This window comes from Lysinibacillus sp. FSL P2-0066 (genome assembly GCF_037969495.1).
In the GTDB taxonomy this organism is placed as follows: Bacteria; Bacillota; Bacilli; order Bacillales_A; family Planococcaceae; genus Lysinibacillus; species Lysinibacillus boronitolerans.
In genome coordinates this window covers 1212325-1227364 of sequence record NZ_CP150202.1, presented here as the reverse complement: position 1 = coordinate 1227364, position 15040 = coordinate 1212325, and the positions used below count along the sequence as shown (strand labels likewise).

Below are 15040 nucleotides of genomic sequence, written 5' to 3'. Positions count from 1 at the left end.
TTCTTGAAGATTGAACAATTACCAAAAGCCTAAATACCAATTGATTAATAGATCGCCATAGAAATAAACAATGACTGCGGCCAATGCAATAGATGGCCCAAATGGAATGGGTGTTTTTCTCCCTTGTTTGTTCTTCGATAACACGGTAATCCCGACAATCATACCAATCACTGCAGCTAAAAAAAGCGTTAATAGTGTATCAATCGTACCCAGAACGAGACCAATTAAAAAGAATAATTTAATATCGCCTCCACCCATGCCACCATTAGATAGCACAGCAATGATATATAATATGCCAAAACCGACGACAGCACCCACAAGAGAGTCCCACCAAGGTGTTAATGGTGACAGAACTCGTCCAATAGCTAGCAAAGGTAAAAAGAATATTAATACCTTATCAGGAATTAGCATATAGGCCAAGTCTGACACAACGATAATAACTAATAAGGAGATAAAAAAGAACGCTACTATCAATTCTATGCCCCAGCCTAGCTGCCAATAAGCAAAGGCAAATAATACACCTGTCATTAATTCTATGAATGGGTAAACCCAAGAAATTTTATTGCCACAACTCCGACATTTTCCTCCTAAAAATACATAGGACAAAACGGGTACTAAATCAAGCACCGTTAGTCGTCTCTGGCATGTCGGACAATGTGAAGGAGGATGTACAATCGATTCCTTCTGTGGTACACGTAAGCCAACTACATTATAAAAAGAGCCAAAGACAAGTCCAAATAAAAAAATAAAGATCGTATAAGCCATTTCCAATTTCATGTCCTCCTAAACCAATAGGCGCCCATACTAATGATGTATGGGGCGCCTATCAAAAAAGTTTATTGTTGTTCTTCGTAATAGAACGTCGTCACTTGCACTGTTGCCTTTAACGTAAGATCAGCATCTTTCTCTAGCTGTTCCTGCTCTCCAGGCAATTTAAATTCAATCTTATCGGTTTTCATGACACGCTCTAATTGTTCAATCTCCTGTAAAAAGCTTTCAAGAGAATTAAAATCAAGCGCACCCACCTCTAATATAAAAGTAATGAGCTTTAAATTTGCTGGTAAAGAGTCCTTCGAAAGAGAAGCAATCGGTGTAGTTGTCTCCTTGTTCTCCTGATTACCATTGACCTCTGCTTCAGCCTGCTCCAACATATTGAGGTCATTCGATATATCTGAAGGTGTTAAAGTGCCGTCCTCACCTTGAACAGTTAAAGACAGTATACGAGTTCCTGTCACCTCTTCAATCTCAGCTAAATCAAGAATAATCTTTTCAACGGCTCTTGTTGCAGGTAGCTTTTGTCTTAAGGCTAATATATTGATTGTAGGCTGTCCCTGCTCCTTGTCTAATTGAGCTAGTTGTTCTTTGACACTAGCTAATTCTTGCTGCACCTGCAACACATTACTCTCTTTTTCATTCACTTCATTCAATTTTGGTGAAAGCAAATAATAATACAGCGCAAATAAAATAGCAGCTATTAGCGCAAGTAACAAGATCATAGATGAATTTTTACTACTCGTTAATTTATTCATGAGCGTCGTCCTCCAGCTAAATACATAAAATCGATTGTCGCTGTAATGGACACTGAATAGCGCGGTACTTCTTTAAATTTTTGTTGGGGTGTTAACTCCCTTTGTTCACCTAGCTCTATATCAAAGTTTGAGACAGTGTTAATTTGAGCGTCTGTAAAATAGCTACTCATTAAAAGCCGCTCCACATATTTCGATATATCTGTCATCGTTTCAAAATCCACTTCAATATTCACCGTATTCTCTCCGAAAACGTAGCTACGTAAATAGGAATGGGTTGGTAATAAAGTTTTCGTTTCATCAATCAACGGTGTTACAGGATAAGAAACACCTTGAATAAATGTCACAGACTCTTCCAATGAACCCTGATCGACACTTTGTCGTGCATCTAGCTCTTGCTGCAATTGATCAAGCTGTGTAGTTAATGCCTGTTCCTCTGCAGTCAATCGTGACAATTCACTTTTGGATGTAAAAAATAAAAAAAGTAAATAAGCTACAATAAGTCCCACAATGACAATCACCAAGCTGTAAAAAAGCTTGGGGGAGGTTGTTCTTTTTTCAAGTTGTGGTAAGAGGTTTATATCTGGAACCATTAATGAACCTCCTTCAAAGCTAAGCCAAGCAACGTTGAAAATTCTCGTTTAAAGCGAGGAAATGATTTCTCAATCTTTTTCCCATCGACAACTCTTAGCGGTGGTTCTAAATTAGAAGCAAGTAAGTTTCCAATTGATTTCAATAGTGGGTTATCGCCAAGCATGATAATTTCATCCACTGCTTTTTCACCTTTATGTAAAGAAAACTTAAAGAAATTCATCATCCGATCAATCTCTAGAACCTGATCCATTACGACCATTTGATAATTCTCTGCTTCGCCATTATAGATAAATTGATAGTTAAACTCATTCTCTTTCTTTCCCTGCCATTGCGTCATATCTACTTCAATGGATTGATAGCGCAAAAACTCCACTTGGCCATTGGAAAAAATACTGATAGAGAGCTCATTAATCGACCATTCCGCAATCAAATACGTTTTATTAGGCACTAATAATGACATATGCTCTAATAAGCGTATATTGCAAAGCGCACGAATATCGGCAGCTTCCGGTTCTAATGAAACATCTAGCAGCATCCCTACCATTTTCGTTATCTCTTCAGAAGGCGCAGCAAATAAGATAGCCTTGCCATCCTCGGCATCAGCATCATAAACATCAATTAAAGGGTCTTGAAATGGTAAATGAATGGAATGTCCCAATTCCATTTCAGCATATCCTCGTAATTCCTGAGGCTTGACATCTTTAGGGTGCTCAAAGTTTTTTAATAGAACCGTCGTATCAGGGACAAACATACGGACAGCCTGTTTTTTCCCTGTCCATTTCATTACTTGCTCTTTAATCACCTCAAAAAGAGCTACCTCATCGACGATTGTTCCATTTTCAACGATTCCAGCTGCTAAAGGGTATTCATAGCCCTGCCACTGATTAGGCTCTGGTCCTTTCGCCACAATCGCACGCAGCACATAATCCTTCAGTTCAATCGAAACATGCGACTTTCTTTTTCTCTTAAACATGTGAAAAGACCTCCTTATCCTATTCAGTATAAATGATTTTTTCAATTAGTCATCCATTTCCCAGCCAGAAACGCAAATTTTCTTGCGCTTCTGAGTGGGTTGGGAGGACTGATTATTGCGTTGTAGTAACGCCCGCCTTTGTCAAGTTAGTATTTAAATTAGTTTCAGTTATAGCATTTCCATTAAGATTTGTTTTATATTCAGATAATTTTATATTTCCTAATCTTGAGTAGGTGATTGTCCATACTTTACTTGTTTCATTATATTCTACTTGATCACCAGACTTTAGCTCTATGCCATCCACAAAAGGTTTTAACTCAGTATTACTACATGTATTATCCACACAAGCACCATCTATATAAGCGATTTTTGCACCTGCTAGAATATTAGAAGCTTCCGCTAAAATTGCACGGTCCTTCGACTTATTAATAATATTACCAATTGCAGGTACAGCGATTGCTGCGATAATTGCTAGAATAACAATTACAGCTAATAGTTCAACTAATGTTAAACCTTTCTCATTTTTCAATAGTTTTTTATTTTTCCATTTTTTTAACATAATGAAATCCTCCTTAGTAGTTTTATATGAAGTGTGTGTACACGCGCTTCTGAACATTATGGCGAAGCTGCACAATCTCGCCCAATACATTTGCCACTCGTTCCTGTGCTGCCCTTTCGGATATCGTCCGCTATATGCTGTAAGGTGGCATTATCAAAATTAATATATTTGCCATTGCTGTAATAAATCGCATGTGCATTGAAATAGTAGGTGCCCTCGATAAATTGGACATTGGCATTCTGACCTTCTTTATCTGCCTCTAATATTTTGCCTGCACTGTCTAAATAACCATCAGATACTAATTTTCCCACTTCAACGATCTGCCATTGATCGGCGGTTGGATGCTCCATAAAATAGAACTGCCCCAGCATGAATGACATTGATGGCATCTGCCTTTAATGCCTTATAACGTGAATTATCAATGACATTACTTATAGCAGGAATTGCGATGGCAGCAACAATAGCTAGAATAGCAATGACTGCCAATAACTCGACTAATGTCAAGCCCTTTTCGTTCTTTCCCCTAATTTCCATGTCCAGTCTCTCCTTTAATACTTAAACATGAAGAAATCTACTTACCGCTTCCTTTTGTTAGCAAATCTAAGTAGATATTTTCCATTAAGCGGAACAAAAGGGCATCCATAAATATTGTAAACATTACATATTTTCATATAGTTGGAACATTGGTAAGAATATAGCCGCTACAATGACTCCTACAACTAGAGCCAGTACCACAATCATTAAAGGCTCAATTAGTGACTTCATGGTATCGACTGCACGGTTTACTTCCTCTTCATAAAAATCAGCAATCTTTTCAAGCATGTAATCCAAGGACCCTGTTTTCTCGCCAATTGAGGTCATTTGTGTTACAAGCGGTGGAAATAGCCAGCTTTTTTCAAGTGGCTCTGATAATGTGCCACCCTTTTCTAAATTATCGCGAGCTTCCAGTACTACTTTACCCATTACCGGATTACCACCAACCTTTTCGACAATTGTTAGGGCTTGTAAGATTGGTACGGAGCTGCTAAAGAGTGTTGACAAGGTTCTTGTCATTCTCGCGATAATATCCTTTTGTAACAGCTGTCCAAAGATAGGCATGCGAAGTAGAAATACATTGACGGCATAATGAAACTCTTTATTATTTTTATAGAAATAGTGTAGGCCCACTACTAATACCAATAGCCCTAAAATCACAAGGTACCAAAACTGTATGAGCCAATCACTAATACCCACTACAATGACCGTTATTAACGGCATTTCCAAATTCATTTCCTTAAATGCATCCATAAAGGTTGGCACAATGAATACCATTAAAAACATACCAACCACTAGAGTTAAAAGCGACAAAATCGCTGGATAGGTCATAGCAGATTGAATTTTTTTCTTAATGTTATATTGCTTCTCTAGTGTGCTTGCAAGACGATCTAATGTATCGTCAACGTTTCCTGTAGCCTCACCAGCACGCATCATATTGACAAATAGCAATGGGAACACTTTTGGGTGTTTACCTGCTGCATCTGAAAATGCCATCCCATTTCGAATATCCTCTTCAACCTGCATCAATGCTCGCTTCAGTGGTTTACTCCGTGTTTGCTCACCCAAAATATGGGTTGCTTCAACGACAGGAACGCCAGCACGAATTAATGTCGCATATTGCCGACAATAAATAACGAATTCCTGGTGCTTCACTTTTGTACCAAAAGCAATATCTTTATGTAAAATGCTATTTGATTCTTGAAGTTCTCTTGCATTAATTCCTTGTGCTCGAAGCTTTTCCATGGCCACCTTTTTATTCGGTGCCTCGATAATACCCTTTTTAGGTGCTCCTGTTTTGGTACGACCACTATAACGAAATATCGTCAACTATAATCACCAGCGTTCATATATGGTCTTGCATCCTCTAGTGAAATCTTACCTGTCGTAATTAGGTGCTGCATCGAATATTCCAATGTGTGCATACCCAAAGCTTTACTTGTCTGCATCACACTTGGAATTTGATGAATTTTTTCGTTACGAATTAAATTTGAAATTGCAGGTGCCTGTACTAAAATTTCTGTCGCAGCAATACGCCCTTTTACATCCTTACGTACAAATAAACGCTGAGAAACAATACCTTGTAGTACATTCGCAAGCTGCACACGAATTTGACTCTGCTGATGCGGTGGAAATACATCGATAATACGGTCGATGGTCGTTGGTGCACTACTTGTATGAAGTGTAGCCATGACTAAATGCCCTGTTTCAGCAGCTGTAATAGCCGTTGAAATGGTTTCATAATCTCGCATCTCCCCAACCAAAATAATATCTGGGTCCTGTCGTAATGATGCTCGTAAGCCATTGGCAAAGCTCATTGTATCGACACCAATCTCACGTTGGTTGATGACAGACTTCTTATGTGTATGCAAATATTCAATTGGATCCTCTAACGTAATAATATGCTTAGATCTTGTTTCATTGATATGATCTATCATTGCTGCTAAGGTAGTTGATTTCCCTGAGCCTGTTGGGCCTGTCACTAATATTAAGCCTTGTGGTTTTTCTGCAAGCTTATATAACACCTGTGGCATATTGAGCGCTTCAATAGAAGGAATTTTAGCCTCAATTAAACGAGCTGCAATCGTTACTTCATTTCGTTGATGGTAAGCATTGACACGGAATCGACATTTCCCAGGCAATGAAAAGTTAAAGTCCGTTTCTCCCTTGTCCTCAAATTCCTGTTGTTTATGGACAGGAAGAATGACCTTTACCATTTCCTTTAAATCCTCTGTTTCAAGTGGGACTGTGCCATAATGCTCCAGTTGCCCATGGATACGATATACCGGTGGAATACCTTTTGTTAAATGAAGATCAGATGCTTTCTCTTCAAATGCACGTGTTAATAATTCGACGATTGAATATGCTGTCATTTTTTCACCCCTAGTCTGCACTTGCAACACGTAATATTTCTGATGTGGTTGTTTGGCCTGCTACAACCTTTTGTAATCCATCCACTAATAGGGTATGGTAACCCTTTTCTTTCATATAATCACGGAGGACGCGATCACCAACACGATTTAAAATCATATCCTTTATTTGGCGATCAACAGGGAGGATTTCATGAATCGCCATACGTCCTCTGTAGCCTGTATGATTGCAGGCAGGACACCCACGCCCTTTTTTACCATGTGTTACGCCTTCAACCCCATTGTCCTCAAGTATTTCAAGCTCACGAGTAGTAAATATATATGGTTCAGCACAATCACGACAAACTTTACGTACAAGGCGTTGCGCCATGATTCCTACAAGGGAGGAGGATAATAGAAATGGCTCGATTCCCATGTCATGTAGTCTTGAAATAGATTCGATGGCACTATTAGTATGTAGTGTACTTAATACTAAATGGCCTGTTAGTGAAGCACGTATAGCAATTTGAGCTGTTTCAAGATCACGAATTTCCCCTACCATCACAATGTCAGGATCCTGTCGTAAAATCGATCGTAACCCTACCGCGAATGTTAAACCAACTTCTTCTTTTACTTGGATCTGGTTGATACCATCTAACTGATATTCCACAGGGTCCTCAACCGTAATAATATTGACGCCTTCTTCATTTAAATGAGAAAGTGCTGCATATAACGTAGAGGACTTACCTGAGCCTGTTGGACCAGTAATCAGCATCATACCGTTTGGATGGGCTATCATTTTCCTGAAAAGTGCTTCATTACTTGCACTAAAGCCTAATTTATCAATATCATTGGCTGAATTGGTTAAATCTAAAATACGCATTACTACCTTTTCACCATAGACTGTTGGTAGGGTAGCTAAACGGATATCGACAGGTCTAAAATTAACATTGGTTTTAATACGTCCGTCTTGTGGAATACGATTTTCTGTAATATTTAAATTACCCATAATTTTAATACGAGCCAATACGACATTTTGCATGTGCTTTGGCAAGGATCGCTCAGTACGTAGCACACCATCAACTCGATAACGGACACGTAGTTCTGTTTCTTGTGGATCAAAATGGATATCACTTGCGCGCTGTGCGACACCATTGGCTATGATTTGATTCACTAAACGAACAATAGGTGAATCCTCATTCTCGATTTCCTCTTGTGTTTCCGTACTAGTCGCAGCCAAATCCAACATTGCCGCATCCATTGATTCCTGTAAATCATAGTACTTTGTTATCGTCCGATATAAATCATCTTTTGCTGCAATACTTGTCTCGATTTGACAGCCTGTCGTCATACGAACTTCCTCAATGGCGAAATAATCCATGGGATCTTCCATTGCAATAAACAATTTATTTTTTTCTTTACGAATCGGCATAATATTTGTCCGCTTCGCCAGCTCCGCGGGAATAAGCTGTAATAATTCGGGACTAATTGAAAACTGGTTCAGGCTGATATGAGGGATACCAAGCTGGAATTCTAAAACCTCAATAAGCTGCTGCTCTGTTAGGAAATTTTCTTTAATAAGGAAATCTCCAAGCTTCTCATTTTTCATCTTAGTAGTTAATGCGTACTCGAGCTGGTCAGCAGTGATAACACCTGATTCCACCAGTAAATCCCCTAAACGTTTACGCCCTGGCTTCATTGCCATAAACATACCTCCAATCGTTATGGACTTGTTTGTACAAAGTTACCACCCTTGTCATAGTAGCCATAGACAATTTCTGGTCCATCTTCTTGCTTTGTTTCCTCTGGTGTTGAAGGTTTCACGTCAGGCAAGCCATTGCCATCTAAATCCACTTCTAAATCAGGATCAGATGCACCTGCGCCTACATTTTGAGTAGGTGTTGTGATCGTAACGGGCGCCTGCGAAGAACGCGTAACAATTCGATTTTGAGGTGCATAATAATCCCTACTGATGAATTGTTCTTCTGTTGCTCCGTTCTCTACAATAGAACGATAAACCTCGACTCTTGAACCCTCTTTACCCTCTTGCTCTACTCGTTCTTGTCCAGCCTTTAAATCCTCCGAATAGCGATAAATAATGCGTGGTTTCACAATTTTATCCTTGCTAACACGTACTGTTATGTTCTTGTTTTTCGCGGCTGCAAAAACTTCTATCTTTAATTGATTACCCTCTATAGATGCTTTCAGTTTACCGAGCTGTTCAGACCGATTAATAAATTGTAAGTCCTTTGCTAATGCTGCATTGATATCTGCCTCAATCCCCTGCTGTAAATAGCTTGGATTTACTTCCTGCGAATGTCTTTCAAGAATTTCGTAATCCGTTTGAAGAATTACACTATATAGCATTGATGCCACAAAATCTAAACCTGCATCATTGACAACCCCAGCCTGTTCACCTAAAAGTGTAAGCAACGAGATGGATTGATTTGGAACTAGATTTACATCATTTAATAACGGAATGATTTTCGCTACTCCTTGACTATTAGCTGGTAGCTCGGCAATTTGAAAGGCAATCCTTTCCTCAGCTTGCATGAAATCTTCATTAATAACGGCTTCAACCTTATGCTCCTTCAAATAGCTGGCTTGTAAGATTAATTTCTGTAGTGTTTTATCTGTATCCCAAACACCTGCTTCATCTATTTGCTGTGTAATCGCTTCATTAACGGTAATAGGAATGGGAATATGAACAATTTTCTCTTTTCGCCAAAATGCATACCATGGCTTTTTTGTTAGCATTTCAAACTGAGAAATCGCTGTGGCTATATCAAAATTAAATTGTTTCGGGTCAATGGTTTTTGAAATTCCATCACTAACAATTTCTACTTCCGAGCCTTGCCATTCTGAAATTGCATTTTGTAGCGTAGTTGCTAAATCTGCTGTTTTCACATCATTGATCTCCATCCCTCCAATGGTTGAAGATTTGGGATCTTCTTTAGCGAAGACTATGTCTTTTAGCACAAATGACGGAACAAAAAATCCCACAATTAGAACAATTACCAAAAACAAGCTAATTATTTTTATGTATGTTTTCATCCACATCATCCTTTATTTAACTTAGTGGTTTTTCTATTTATATACAAATGATACTACAATTATGGTATTCTGACACTACCAAAATGCAACTTTGTTCTGATTTTGATTAGATAATTCATATGAAAATTCAAAAATAATTCAATGATTAGTCACAAAGAACCATATATAACCTTAAATTTCTTTCGATACATTTTTAGAATTTGTTATAATAGCCTTAATCAACTATTATAATTCATTATCTTCTTGAACTTACTTACATATTAGGAAATTTTTATTTTATAATAAACTGAAGTTAACTATATCTTTAGCATTAAAAACAATTATGATATTTAGGAGGTTTTACACACCTTGTATGCAATCTATGTTTATGAATACCAAATCATGAAAGATTTATTAGTCTTCAAACGGCTGATAAATCATTGCTCTGAGAAGTCCTCATTATAAATGAATGGGCAAAGATACAAAAATCGGATTTTCAAAACAGATCAAACTATTGATATATCAATAGTTGTATAGGGAGGGAATTGATTTGATAAAACACTTTAAAAACAATCAAGGCATGACGTTGATCGAAGTTGTTGCCGCCCTTTTAATAATAGGCATTGTGTTAATTTCATTTTTTGGCTTGCTCGTTCAGTCAAATAAAACAACGCACAAGTCAAATGATATTATGGATGCTACTTATGCGGCACAAAAAAAAATGGAGGAGATTTATAATTCGTCTGGAGGGGCTGATTCTTATGATGATTTAGCAAGGGGCTATACATTGGATGAAGAGAACCCTGGAACGTCCTTGTCTTCTCTACCGACTAACCAAGTGTATAAATATCTACCACATGAAGAAGATCGTTTTACTTACAATTTAACATTAGAAACATTTCCTGAAAATGACACTTATAAAAATGCGGTTTATGTGCACCTAGAAGTTATTGAAAACAGTACAAACAGCAAATCCACTATGGAAAATGTGTATATACTAGGGGGTGCAAAAGATGAAATGGCTCCGAAATAGCAAAGGCCTTACATTATTCGAAGTGCTTACAGTCGTTGTTATTCTTGCCATCGTATCCATGCTGAGTATTAGTATTGTAACAACTGCTACAAAGCAACAACTCGAGCAAAGTACACATAATCGTGATATTAAGGATATATCCTTTGCTTTAAAAGTAATTACGAAGGATTTTCGGAAGAGCGATGTCCTTAAAACAACAGACCCTCCGACAGAACTACACACATTACTGTTAGGTGAAGAAATTGTATCAACTTATAGATTAGAAAATAACCAAATTATTCGAAATTCAAATGGTAATGAAGAAGTCATAGCATCTGGAATCTCCATATTTACGATCCGCGGAGGCACTATTGTAATTATAAGCGAAGATGGTCAAACAGTTACAACAGATATTACTCAAAGGAAAGGAGAGGAAATTAATGAGTAAACAAATTAAAAATCAACGAGGTTCAGCGCTTGCGCTTGCGTTATTTTTAGTTGTGATTATCTCAATCCTTGGTATTTCTTTACTCAGTGTCTCTTCTAACAGTCTAAAACAAGTAGATTACGAGAGAAAAGATCAGGCTGTCTTTTATATTGCTGAGGCTGGGGTTAATTTAGCTAAAGAGGAAGTAAAATTTAAATTAAGAAAAATTGAAGATGACGCAATTCAAGAAATGACGAACTGGATTACTGATCAAAATATTTATCGTAAAGCTAATAAATTACCAAAGCTAACAAAGCAAGTGGCAATGCAGCATTATGTAGATGTTGTTCTAAAAAAGGAATTTGATAAAGCAATTGATGAGGGTTATTTTTCTGACACATCATTTACTATCTCTCCAGGCAAAATAGCCTCTATTAAGCTACAACCGACAAGTGCAGATTTTAAAGTCAAAATCATTTCATCTGGGATAATTGATTCCACTAGGAAGCGTGTAGTTGATCAAGAAATCAAACTTAGACCATCCCTATATATTAATTTAGGTGACGGTGTGGAGGAGGAAGATGGCGACGGAAGTGGTACTCCACCTACTGTACCTGGTGGTTGGGAAAATCATACGGTTCTGACATCTGGAGATATTGTATTTAATAGTAGTGGTGAAATTCATGGAGATACATCTTTAAGGTATGGGAATGTTATTTTTAATAACTATTCAGGTAAAATCCTTACTGAAAACGGTTCAACTGGTGGAAATATAAATATGGATAGTACAAAACAGTCGATTACCCCTAAAAATCAACAACAAAAGAAAGAATGGCATTACCCTAAAACAATATTACCACCCCTTGCCATTGACCCAAAAAGCTTTTTACCGAATGATTTTTGGAAAAGTACAACGGATAAATTAAACCAGTTATCAATACTTCCATTATTACCAAAGTATACATTACCTAATAAAGTAGATCTAGTTTCTAATGGTCTATTATCAACTGAAAATCCTAATGGCGATTTGAAAAATAATGCAACATTCAATTTAACATCAGATACACATCTATCTAAAATTAGAATTACTTCCAATCGAACAATTACTATTAACGTAGACAGTGAAGTAAATTTATTAGTAGATGATTTTGATATGAATTACGGAACAATAAATGTCACAGGTGCTGGAAAATTAAATTTATATGTTAAAAAATTCACTGCACTTAACTCTGATAGTAATAAAGGTTTCAATCAAAATACTAGTGACCCTTCAAAAGTAAACTTCTATTACGTAGGCTCATCACAATTCATCTTAAATGGTTCTACACCATTTTATGCAACGTTATTTAACCAAAGTGCTAATATGTCATTGGGTGGGGACTCTAAAGTATATGGTAATATTATTTCTGGAGGAAGTAAAATTACTGTTTCTGGTAGTACACCTACTACAGGTCAATATGTTATTGCACCTAATGCAGAGTTAATTATAGATGGTAGCGCTTCTATTAGAGGTTCAGTTGTAGCTGACTCTATAAATTTCACTGGGAATGGTAGAATTTACAAAGGTTCTAATTTACCTCCCCTTCCTCCAGGTGTAGTGCCATCGGATGATTTCGAAGAATTACCTAATCCTGATGGAGGACGATTACCTCTTAAAGAAGGCTCTATTATAGAAAATTAATAATACAAAGAAATAAACAATGCGAGACCTAATGATTTTCTAAACAAATAAAACAGCCAATGAGAAATTCAACTCTCATTTGGCTGTTTTATCATCTTTCCATTTCACATCGTTACAATAAAAGGTATACGCTTTGGTATTTTGTATTTAATGACTACCTTTTACTGACATCCATATCCATTTATTTTATTCCTTTTTCCTCAACAACCTACCCGACAACAGCATCCCAATACCACCAATGGTAATAAATAGAACAGCTCTAATTAATAAATCAAGGGCAGATAAGTCAAAGAAAATGAGCTTAATAAATGCGATAACTAAAATAATAAAGCCTGTTGTGCGCAATGTTTTTAAATGATGTGTGGAACTAATCCATAGTGAAACACTGGATGTTAAGAATAATGTAATAGTTGTAAGGGCGATGCTCAGCTTCCAATCGAGGGCGTTGTTATATGTGAACTGATGGATTAGCCCCCATATGGAAATCATCGTGAGCACGATACCACCGCTTACAATGACGTCTACATATTTCCCTAGACGCTCCTCGTACAATCGATAAATAATTCCTTTTACAAGCACATCCGCGACAATCGCTACAATCACTGCTATATAAATTAATCTTGTAATACTGTTTAAGCTTTCCAACATTGACACTCTAGTGCTGATCATCAAGGAGACTAGTAGGAAAAATGCGCCAAGTACTGGCGTTAAAGCGCGTCCTTTGTAAGTTTCCTCTACAAATAGAGAGCCAGTAAATAAGGCAGCTAATGCGATACACATCATATATGGCATGCCATTTGTTGCTGCAAAATATACGGTATCTAGCTTGCCAATATAGGCTAAGAAATAGCCAGCTGTGACCACTACTAAAATATCGATTACATATAAATCCTTCATGACCTTTTCAAAAGGTGTGAGTGTCTCTTTTGGACGTCTTGCATATAAGTAAATAATGATGAAATAGATGACTGGCATAAATAAGCTTAAATGATCGATACTGAAAAATGGACTTGGTTCATGGAAAACAAAGTTTAGTGTAAATGTCATCACAAGGGAAAGTGAAGTAACAACCTTCATTATACTTGCACGTATTCGTAAGCTCATCATCACGCCTGTAAATGCAATCAAAGGATACAATAAATCATCCACTTTATTCGGAATATTCAATAGCAGTATCATATTACAGAAGGTGATAAACACGAGTGTCACAGCACTATCCACTACCTCCTGCCATTTTTGACGATAGCTATAAAACGCTAGAGCGCCCAATAAAACCATTAAGATAAGAAGTAGCATTTCCCCATTCTCAAGAGAACGGATAATCAGGTTCAGCAGTAATAAACTAAATGAGCCTAAAGAAAATTGGAGTCCGATGTGAAGTGGCTTCCATTTGGATTGAGCGTTATAGAGTAAACACCATATAGCATAAAAGATTGCTAGAATCACAAGTAAGCCAAGTGCAAAAACAACTTGCTGATCACTATTCATAAATGCTACAACACTCACTGCTAGCACTGAAAAGAATGTGGCAATATAAAGGGCTAGCTTTTGCTTGTGCTGGTAAATAACTAATTGCAATGCAGCAAACAATACGACCACAAATAATAAAATAATGACAGCACTAAAATCCATATATTCTAGTAAGTAAGGTAGTAATAATGATGTAAAGGCAACAAAAACAGTTAGTGCTTCATTTTTCTTTAAATAGCTAATGGCAATACCATAGCCAATATAAAGCAGCGTAATGCCTAGTGCTAGAATAAGACCAATGATTTCATATAATATGGCACTCGCTGCGGTTGTTAAAATACCGACAATAAATGCCCCACCATATAAAGAAATCGTTATAGCCGATGAGTCTACTTTCCTACGCTCTAGTCCATAGGCAATAACCGCCAATCCCACCGATAGTACATAGGCAAGGATGATTTTCACGCCATCCGATAAATAGCCATAGTCACTGACAAGTTTTAGACCCCAAAGTACGCCCATTACTAAAATAACCATGAATACTTTTGGAAGTGCCCACATAACACGTTCCTCCATCGATGGCTGTGGTTGCACTTCTCTTTCCGCTACTTTAGTCGGGATAGGCTTCGACTCCAGTACTGGTTTTGGTTTAATTGGTTCTGATTGCTTGATCATCGACTGTCTGGCATCAAGAGTATTCATTTTTTCAGTGCTTTGCGAACCTTTTAATACTGACAACTCCTGACGTAAATCTGCCATTTCCTCCTCGAGCTTCGCAATTCTGCGCTCCAATTCAAGGGACATTCAATCATCCTCCCCACTTTATCAATTTTCTAACATTATAACATATTTATCCTTATTGTAAAATTACACTTTTTGTTTA

General features: G+C 37.3%; 15 protein-coding genes. 3 read left to right on the top strand and 12 right to left on the bottom strand.

Annotated features, from left to right (window positions below):
* Positions 1-18: 18 nt before the first annotated feature.
* From MKZ14_RS05805 to MKZ14_RS05755, 11 genes are all read right to left on the bottom strand, one after another.
* Positions 19-771: a prepilin peptidase gene (locus tag MKZ14_RS05805; protein WP_333006151.1), complete on the bottom strand. Its 753-nt coding sequence runs from the start codon at positions 769-771 to the stop codon at positions 19-21.
* A 65-nt stretch (positions 772-836) separates the two neighbouring features.
* On the bottom strand, positions 837-1529 hold the full coding sequence (locus MKZ14_RS05800) for a hypothetical protein (protein WP_333006152.1): 693 nt from the start codon (positions 1527-1529) through the stop codon (positions 837-839).
* On the bottom strand, positions 1526-2119 hold the full coding sequence (locus MKZ14_RS05795) for a hypothetical protein (protein ID WP_258859482.1): 594 nt from the start codon (positions 2117-2119) through the stop codon (positions 1526-1528). Before MKZ14_RS05795 ends, MKZ14_RS05800 begins: the two co-directional genes overlap by 4 nt.
* On the bottom strand, positions 2119-3093 hold the full coding sequence (pilM, locus tag MKZ14_RS05790; protein ID WP_016991996.1) for a pilus assembly protein PilM: 975 nt from the start codon (positions 3091-3093) through the stop codon (positions 2119-2121). The genes MKZ14_RS05795 and pilM overlap by 1 nt, the downstream gene beginning before the upstream one ends.
* 112 nt (positions 3094-3205) lie before the next feature.
* The gene (locus MKZ14_RS05785; protein WP_333006153.1) at positions 3206-3652 is read right to left on the bottom strand and encodes a prepilin-type N-terminal cleavage/methylation domain-containing protein; all 447 of its coding nucleotides are present in this window, start codon (positions 3650-3652) and stop codon (positions 3206-3208) included.
* A 56-nt stretch (positions 3653-3708) separates the two neighbouring features.
* Positions 3709-4002: a hypothetical protein gene (locus tag MKZ14_RS05780; RefSeq protein ID WP_238542680.1), complete on the bottom strand. Its 294-nt coding sequence runs from the start codon at positions 4000-4002 to the stop codon at positions 3709-3711.
* On the bottom strand, positions 3965-4186 hold the full coding sequence (locus MKZ14_RS05775) for a prepilin-type N-terminal cleavage/methylation domain-containing protein (protein ID WP_333006154.1): 222 nt from the start codon (positions 4184-4186) through the stop codon (positions 3965-3967). The genes MKZ14_RS05780 and MKZ14_RS05775 overlap by 38 nt, the downstream gene beginning before the upstream one ends.
* A gap of 123 nt (positions 4187-4309) precedes the next feature.
* The gene (locus MKZ14_RS05770; RefSeq protein ID WP_036080216.1) at positions 4310-5515 is read right to left on the bottom strand and encodes a type II secretion system F family protein; all 1206 of its coding nucleotides are present in this window, start codon (positions 5513-5515) and stop codon (positions 4310-4312) included.
* The gene (locus tag MKZ14_RS05765; RefSeq protein ID WP_016991992.1) at positions 5512-6558 is read right to left on the bottom strand and encodes a type IV pilus twitching motility protein PilT; all 1047 of its coding nucleotides are present in this window, start codon (positions 6556-6558) and stop codon (positions 5512-5514) included. Before MKZ14_RS05765 ends, MKZ14_RS05770 begins: the two co-directional genes overlap by 4 nt.
* Before the next feature lie 10 nt (positions 6559-6568).
* Complete coding sequence (locus tag MKZ14_RS05760) at positions 6569-8233, bottom strand: GspE/PulE family protein (RefSeq protein WP_258859611.1); 1665 nt, start codon at positions 8231-8233, stop codon at positions 6569-6571.
* 23 nt (positions 8234-8256) lie between these two features.
* Positions 8257-9588 carry a G5 domain-containing protein gene (locus MKZ14_RS05755; RefSeq protein ID WP_333006155.1) on the bottom strand — a complete coding sequence of 444 codons (1332 nt, stop codon included), beginning with the start codon at positions 9586-9588 and terminating at the stop codon, positions 8257-8259.
* A 529-nt stretch (positions 9589-10117) separates the two neighbouring features.
* Here MKZ14_RS05755 and MKZ14_RS05750 point away from each other — a divergent pair.
* The 3 genes from MKZ14_RS05750 to MKZ14_RS05740 are packed head-to-tail and all read left to right on the top strand — an operon-like array spanning position 10118 to position 12687.
* Positions 10118-10600: a type II secretion system protein gene (locus tag MKZ14_RS05750; RefSeq protein ID WP_333006156.1), complete on the top strand. Its 483-nt coding sequence runs from the start codon at positions 10118-10120 to the stop codon at positions 10598-10600.
* The gene (locus MKZ14_RS05745; RefSeq protein WP_333006157.1) at positions 10581-11027 is read left to right on the top strand and encodes a prepilin-type N-terminal cleavage/methylation domain-containing protein; all 447 of its coding nucleotides are present in this window, start codon (positions 10581-10583) and stop codon (positions 11025-11027) included. Before MKZ14_RS05750 ends, MKZ14_RS05745 begins: the two co-directional genes overlap by 20 nt.
* The gene (locus MKZ14_RS05740) at positions 11020-12687 is read left to right on the top strand and encodes a pilus assembly PilX N-terminal domain-containing protein (RefSeq protein WP_333006158.1); all 1668 of its coding nucleotides are present in this window, start codon (positions 11020-11022) and stop codon (positions 12685-12687) included. The genes MKZ14_RS05745 and MKZ14_RS05740 overlap by 8 nt, the downstream gene beginning before the upstream one ends.
* Before the next feature lie 186 nt (positions 12688-12873).
* On the opposite strand, the gene MKZ14_RS05735 is transcribed toward MKZ14_RS05740, so the two are convergent.
* Positions 12874-14961, bottom strand: a complete 2088-nt coding sequence (locus MKZ14_RS05735) for a DUF2339 domain-containing protein (RefSeq protein WP_333006159.1) — start codon at positions 14959-14961, stop codon at positions 12874-12876.
* Positions 14962-15040: the final 79 nt, after the last annotated feature.

Excerpts from the sequence above, each read along its gene's own strand:
- MKZ14_RS05740 (WP_333006158.1), top strand. The coding sequence starts at position 11,020 with ATGAGTAAACAAATTAAAAATCAACGAGGTTCAGCGCTTGCGCTTGCG.
- MKZ14_RS05795 (WP_258859482.1), bottom strand. The coding sequence starts at position 2,119 with ATGGTTCCAGATATAAACCTCTTACCACAACTTGAAAAAAGAACAACC.
- MKZ14_RS05735 (WP_333006159.1), bottom strand. The coding sequence starts at position 14,961 with ATGTCCCTTGAATTGGAGCGCAGAATTGCGAAGCTCGAGGAGGAAATG.
- MKZ14_RS05765 (WP_016991992.1), bottom strand. The coding sequence starts at position 6,558 with ATGACAGCATATTCAATCGTCGAATTATTAACACGTGCATTTGAAGAG.
- MKZ14_RS05800 (WP_333006152.1), bottom strand. The coding sequence starts at position 1,529 with ATGAATAAATTAACGAGTAGTAAAAATTCATCTATGATCTTGTTACTT.
- MKZ14_RS05755 (WP_333006155.1), bottom strand. The coding sequence starts at position 9,588 with ATGAAAACATACATAAAAATAATTAGCTTGTTTTTGGTAATTGTTCTA.
- MKZ14_RS05780 (WP_238542680.1), bottom strand. The coding sequence starts at position 4,002 with ATGGAGCATCCAACCGCCGATCAATGGCAGATCGTTGAAGTGGGAAAA.
- MKZ14_RS05775 (WP_333006154.1), bottom strand. The coding sequence starts at position 4,186 with ATGGAAATTAGGGGAAAGAACGAAAAGGGCTTGACATTAGTCGAGTTA.
- pilM (WP_016991996.1), bottom strand. The coding sequence starts at position 3,093 with ATGTTTAAGAGAAAAAGAAAGTCGCATGTTTCGATTGAACTGAAGGAT.
- MKZ14_RS05785 (WP_333006153.1), bottom strand. The coding sequence starts at position 3,652 with ATGTTAAAAAAATGGAAAAATAAAAAACTATTGAAAAATGAGAAAGGT.
- MKZ14_RS05760 (WP_258859611.1), bottom strand. The coding sequence starts at position 8,233 with ATGAAGCCAGGGCGTAAACGTTTAGGGGATTTACTGGTGGAATCAGGT.
- MKZ14_RS05745 (WP_333006157.1), top strand. The coding sequence starts at position 10,581 with ATGAAATGGCTCCGAAATAGCAAAGGCCTTACATTATTCGAAGTGCTT.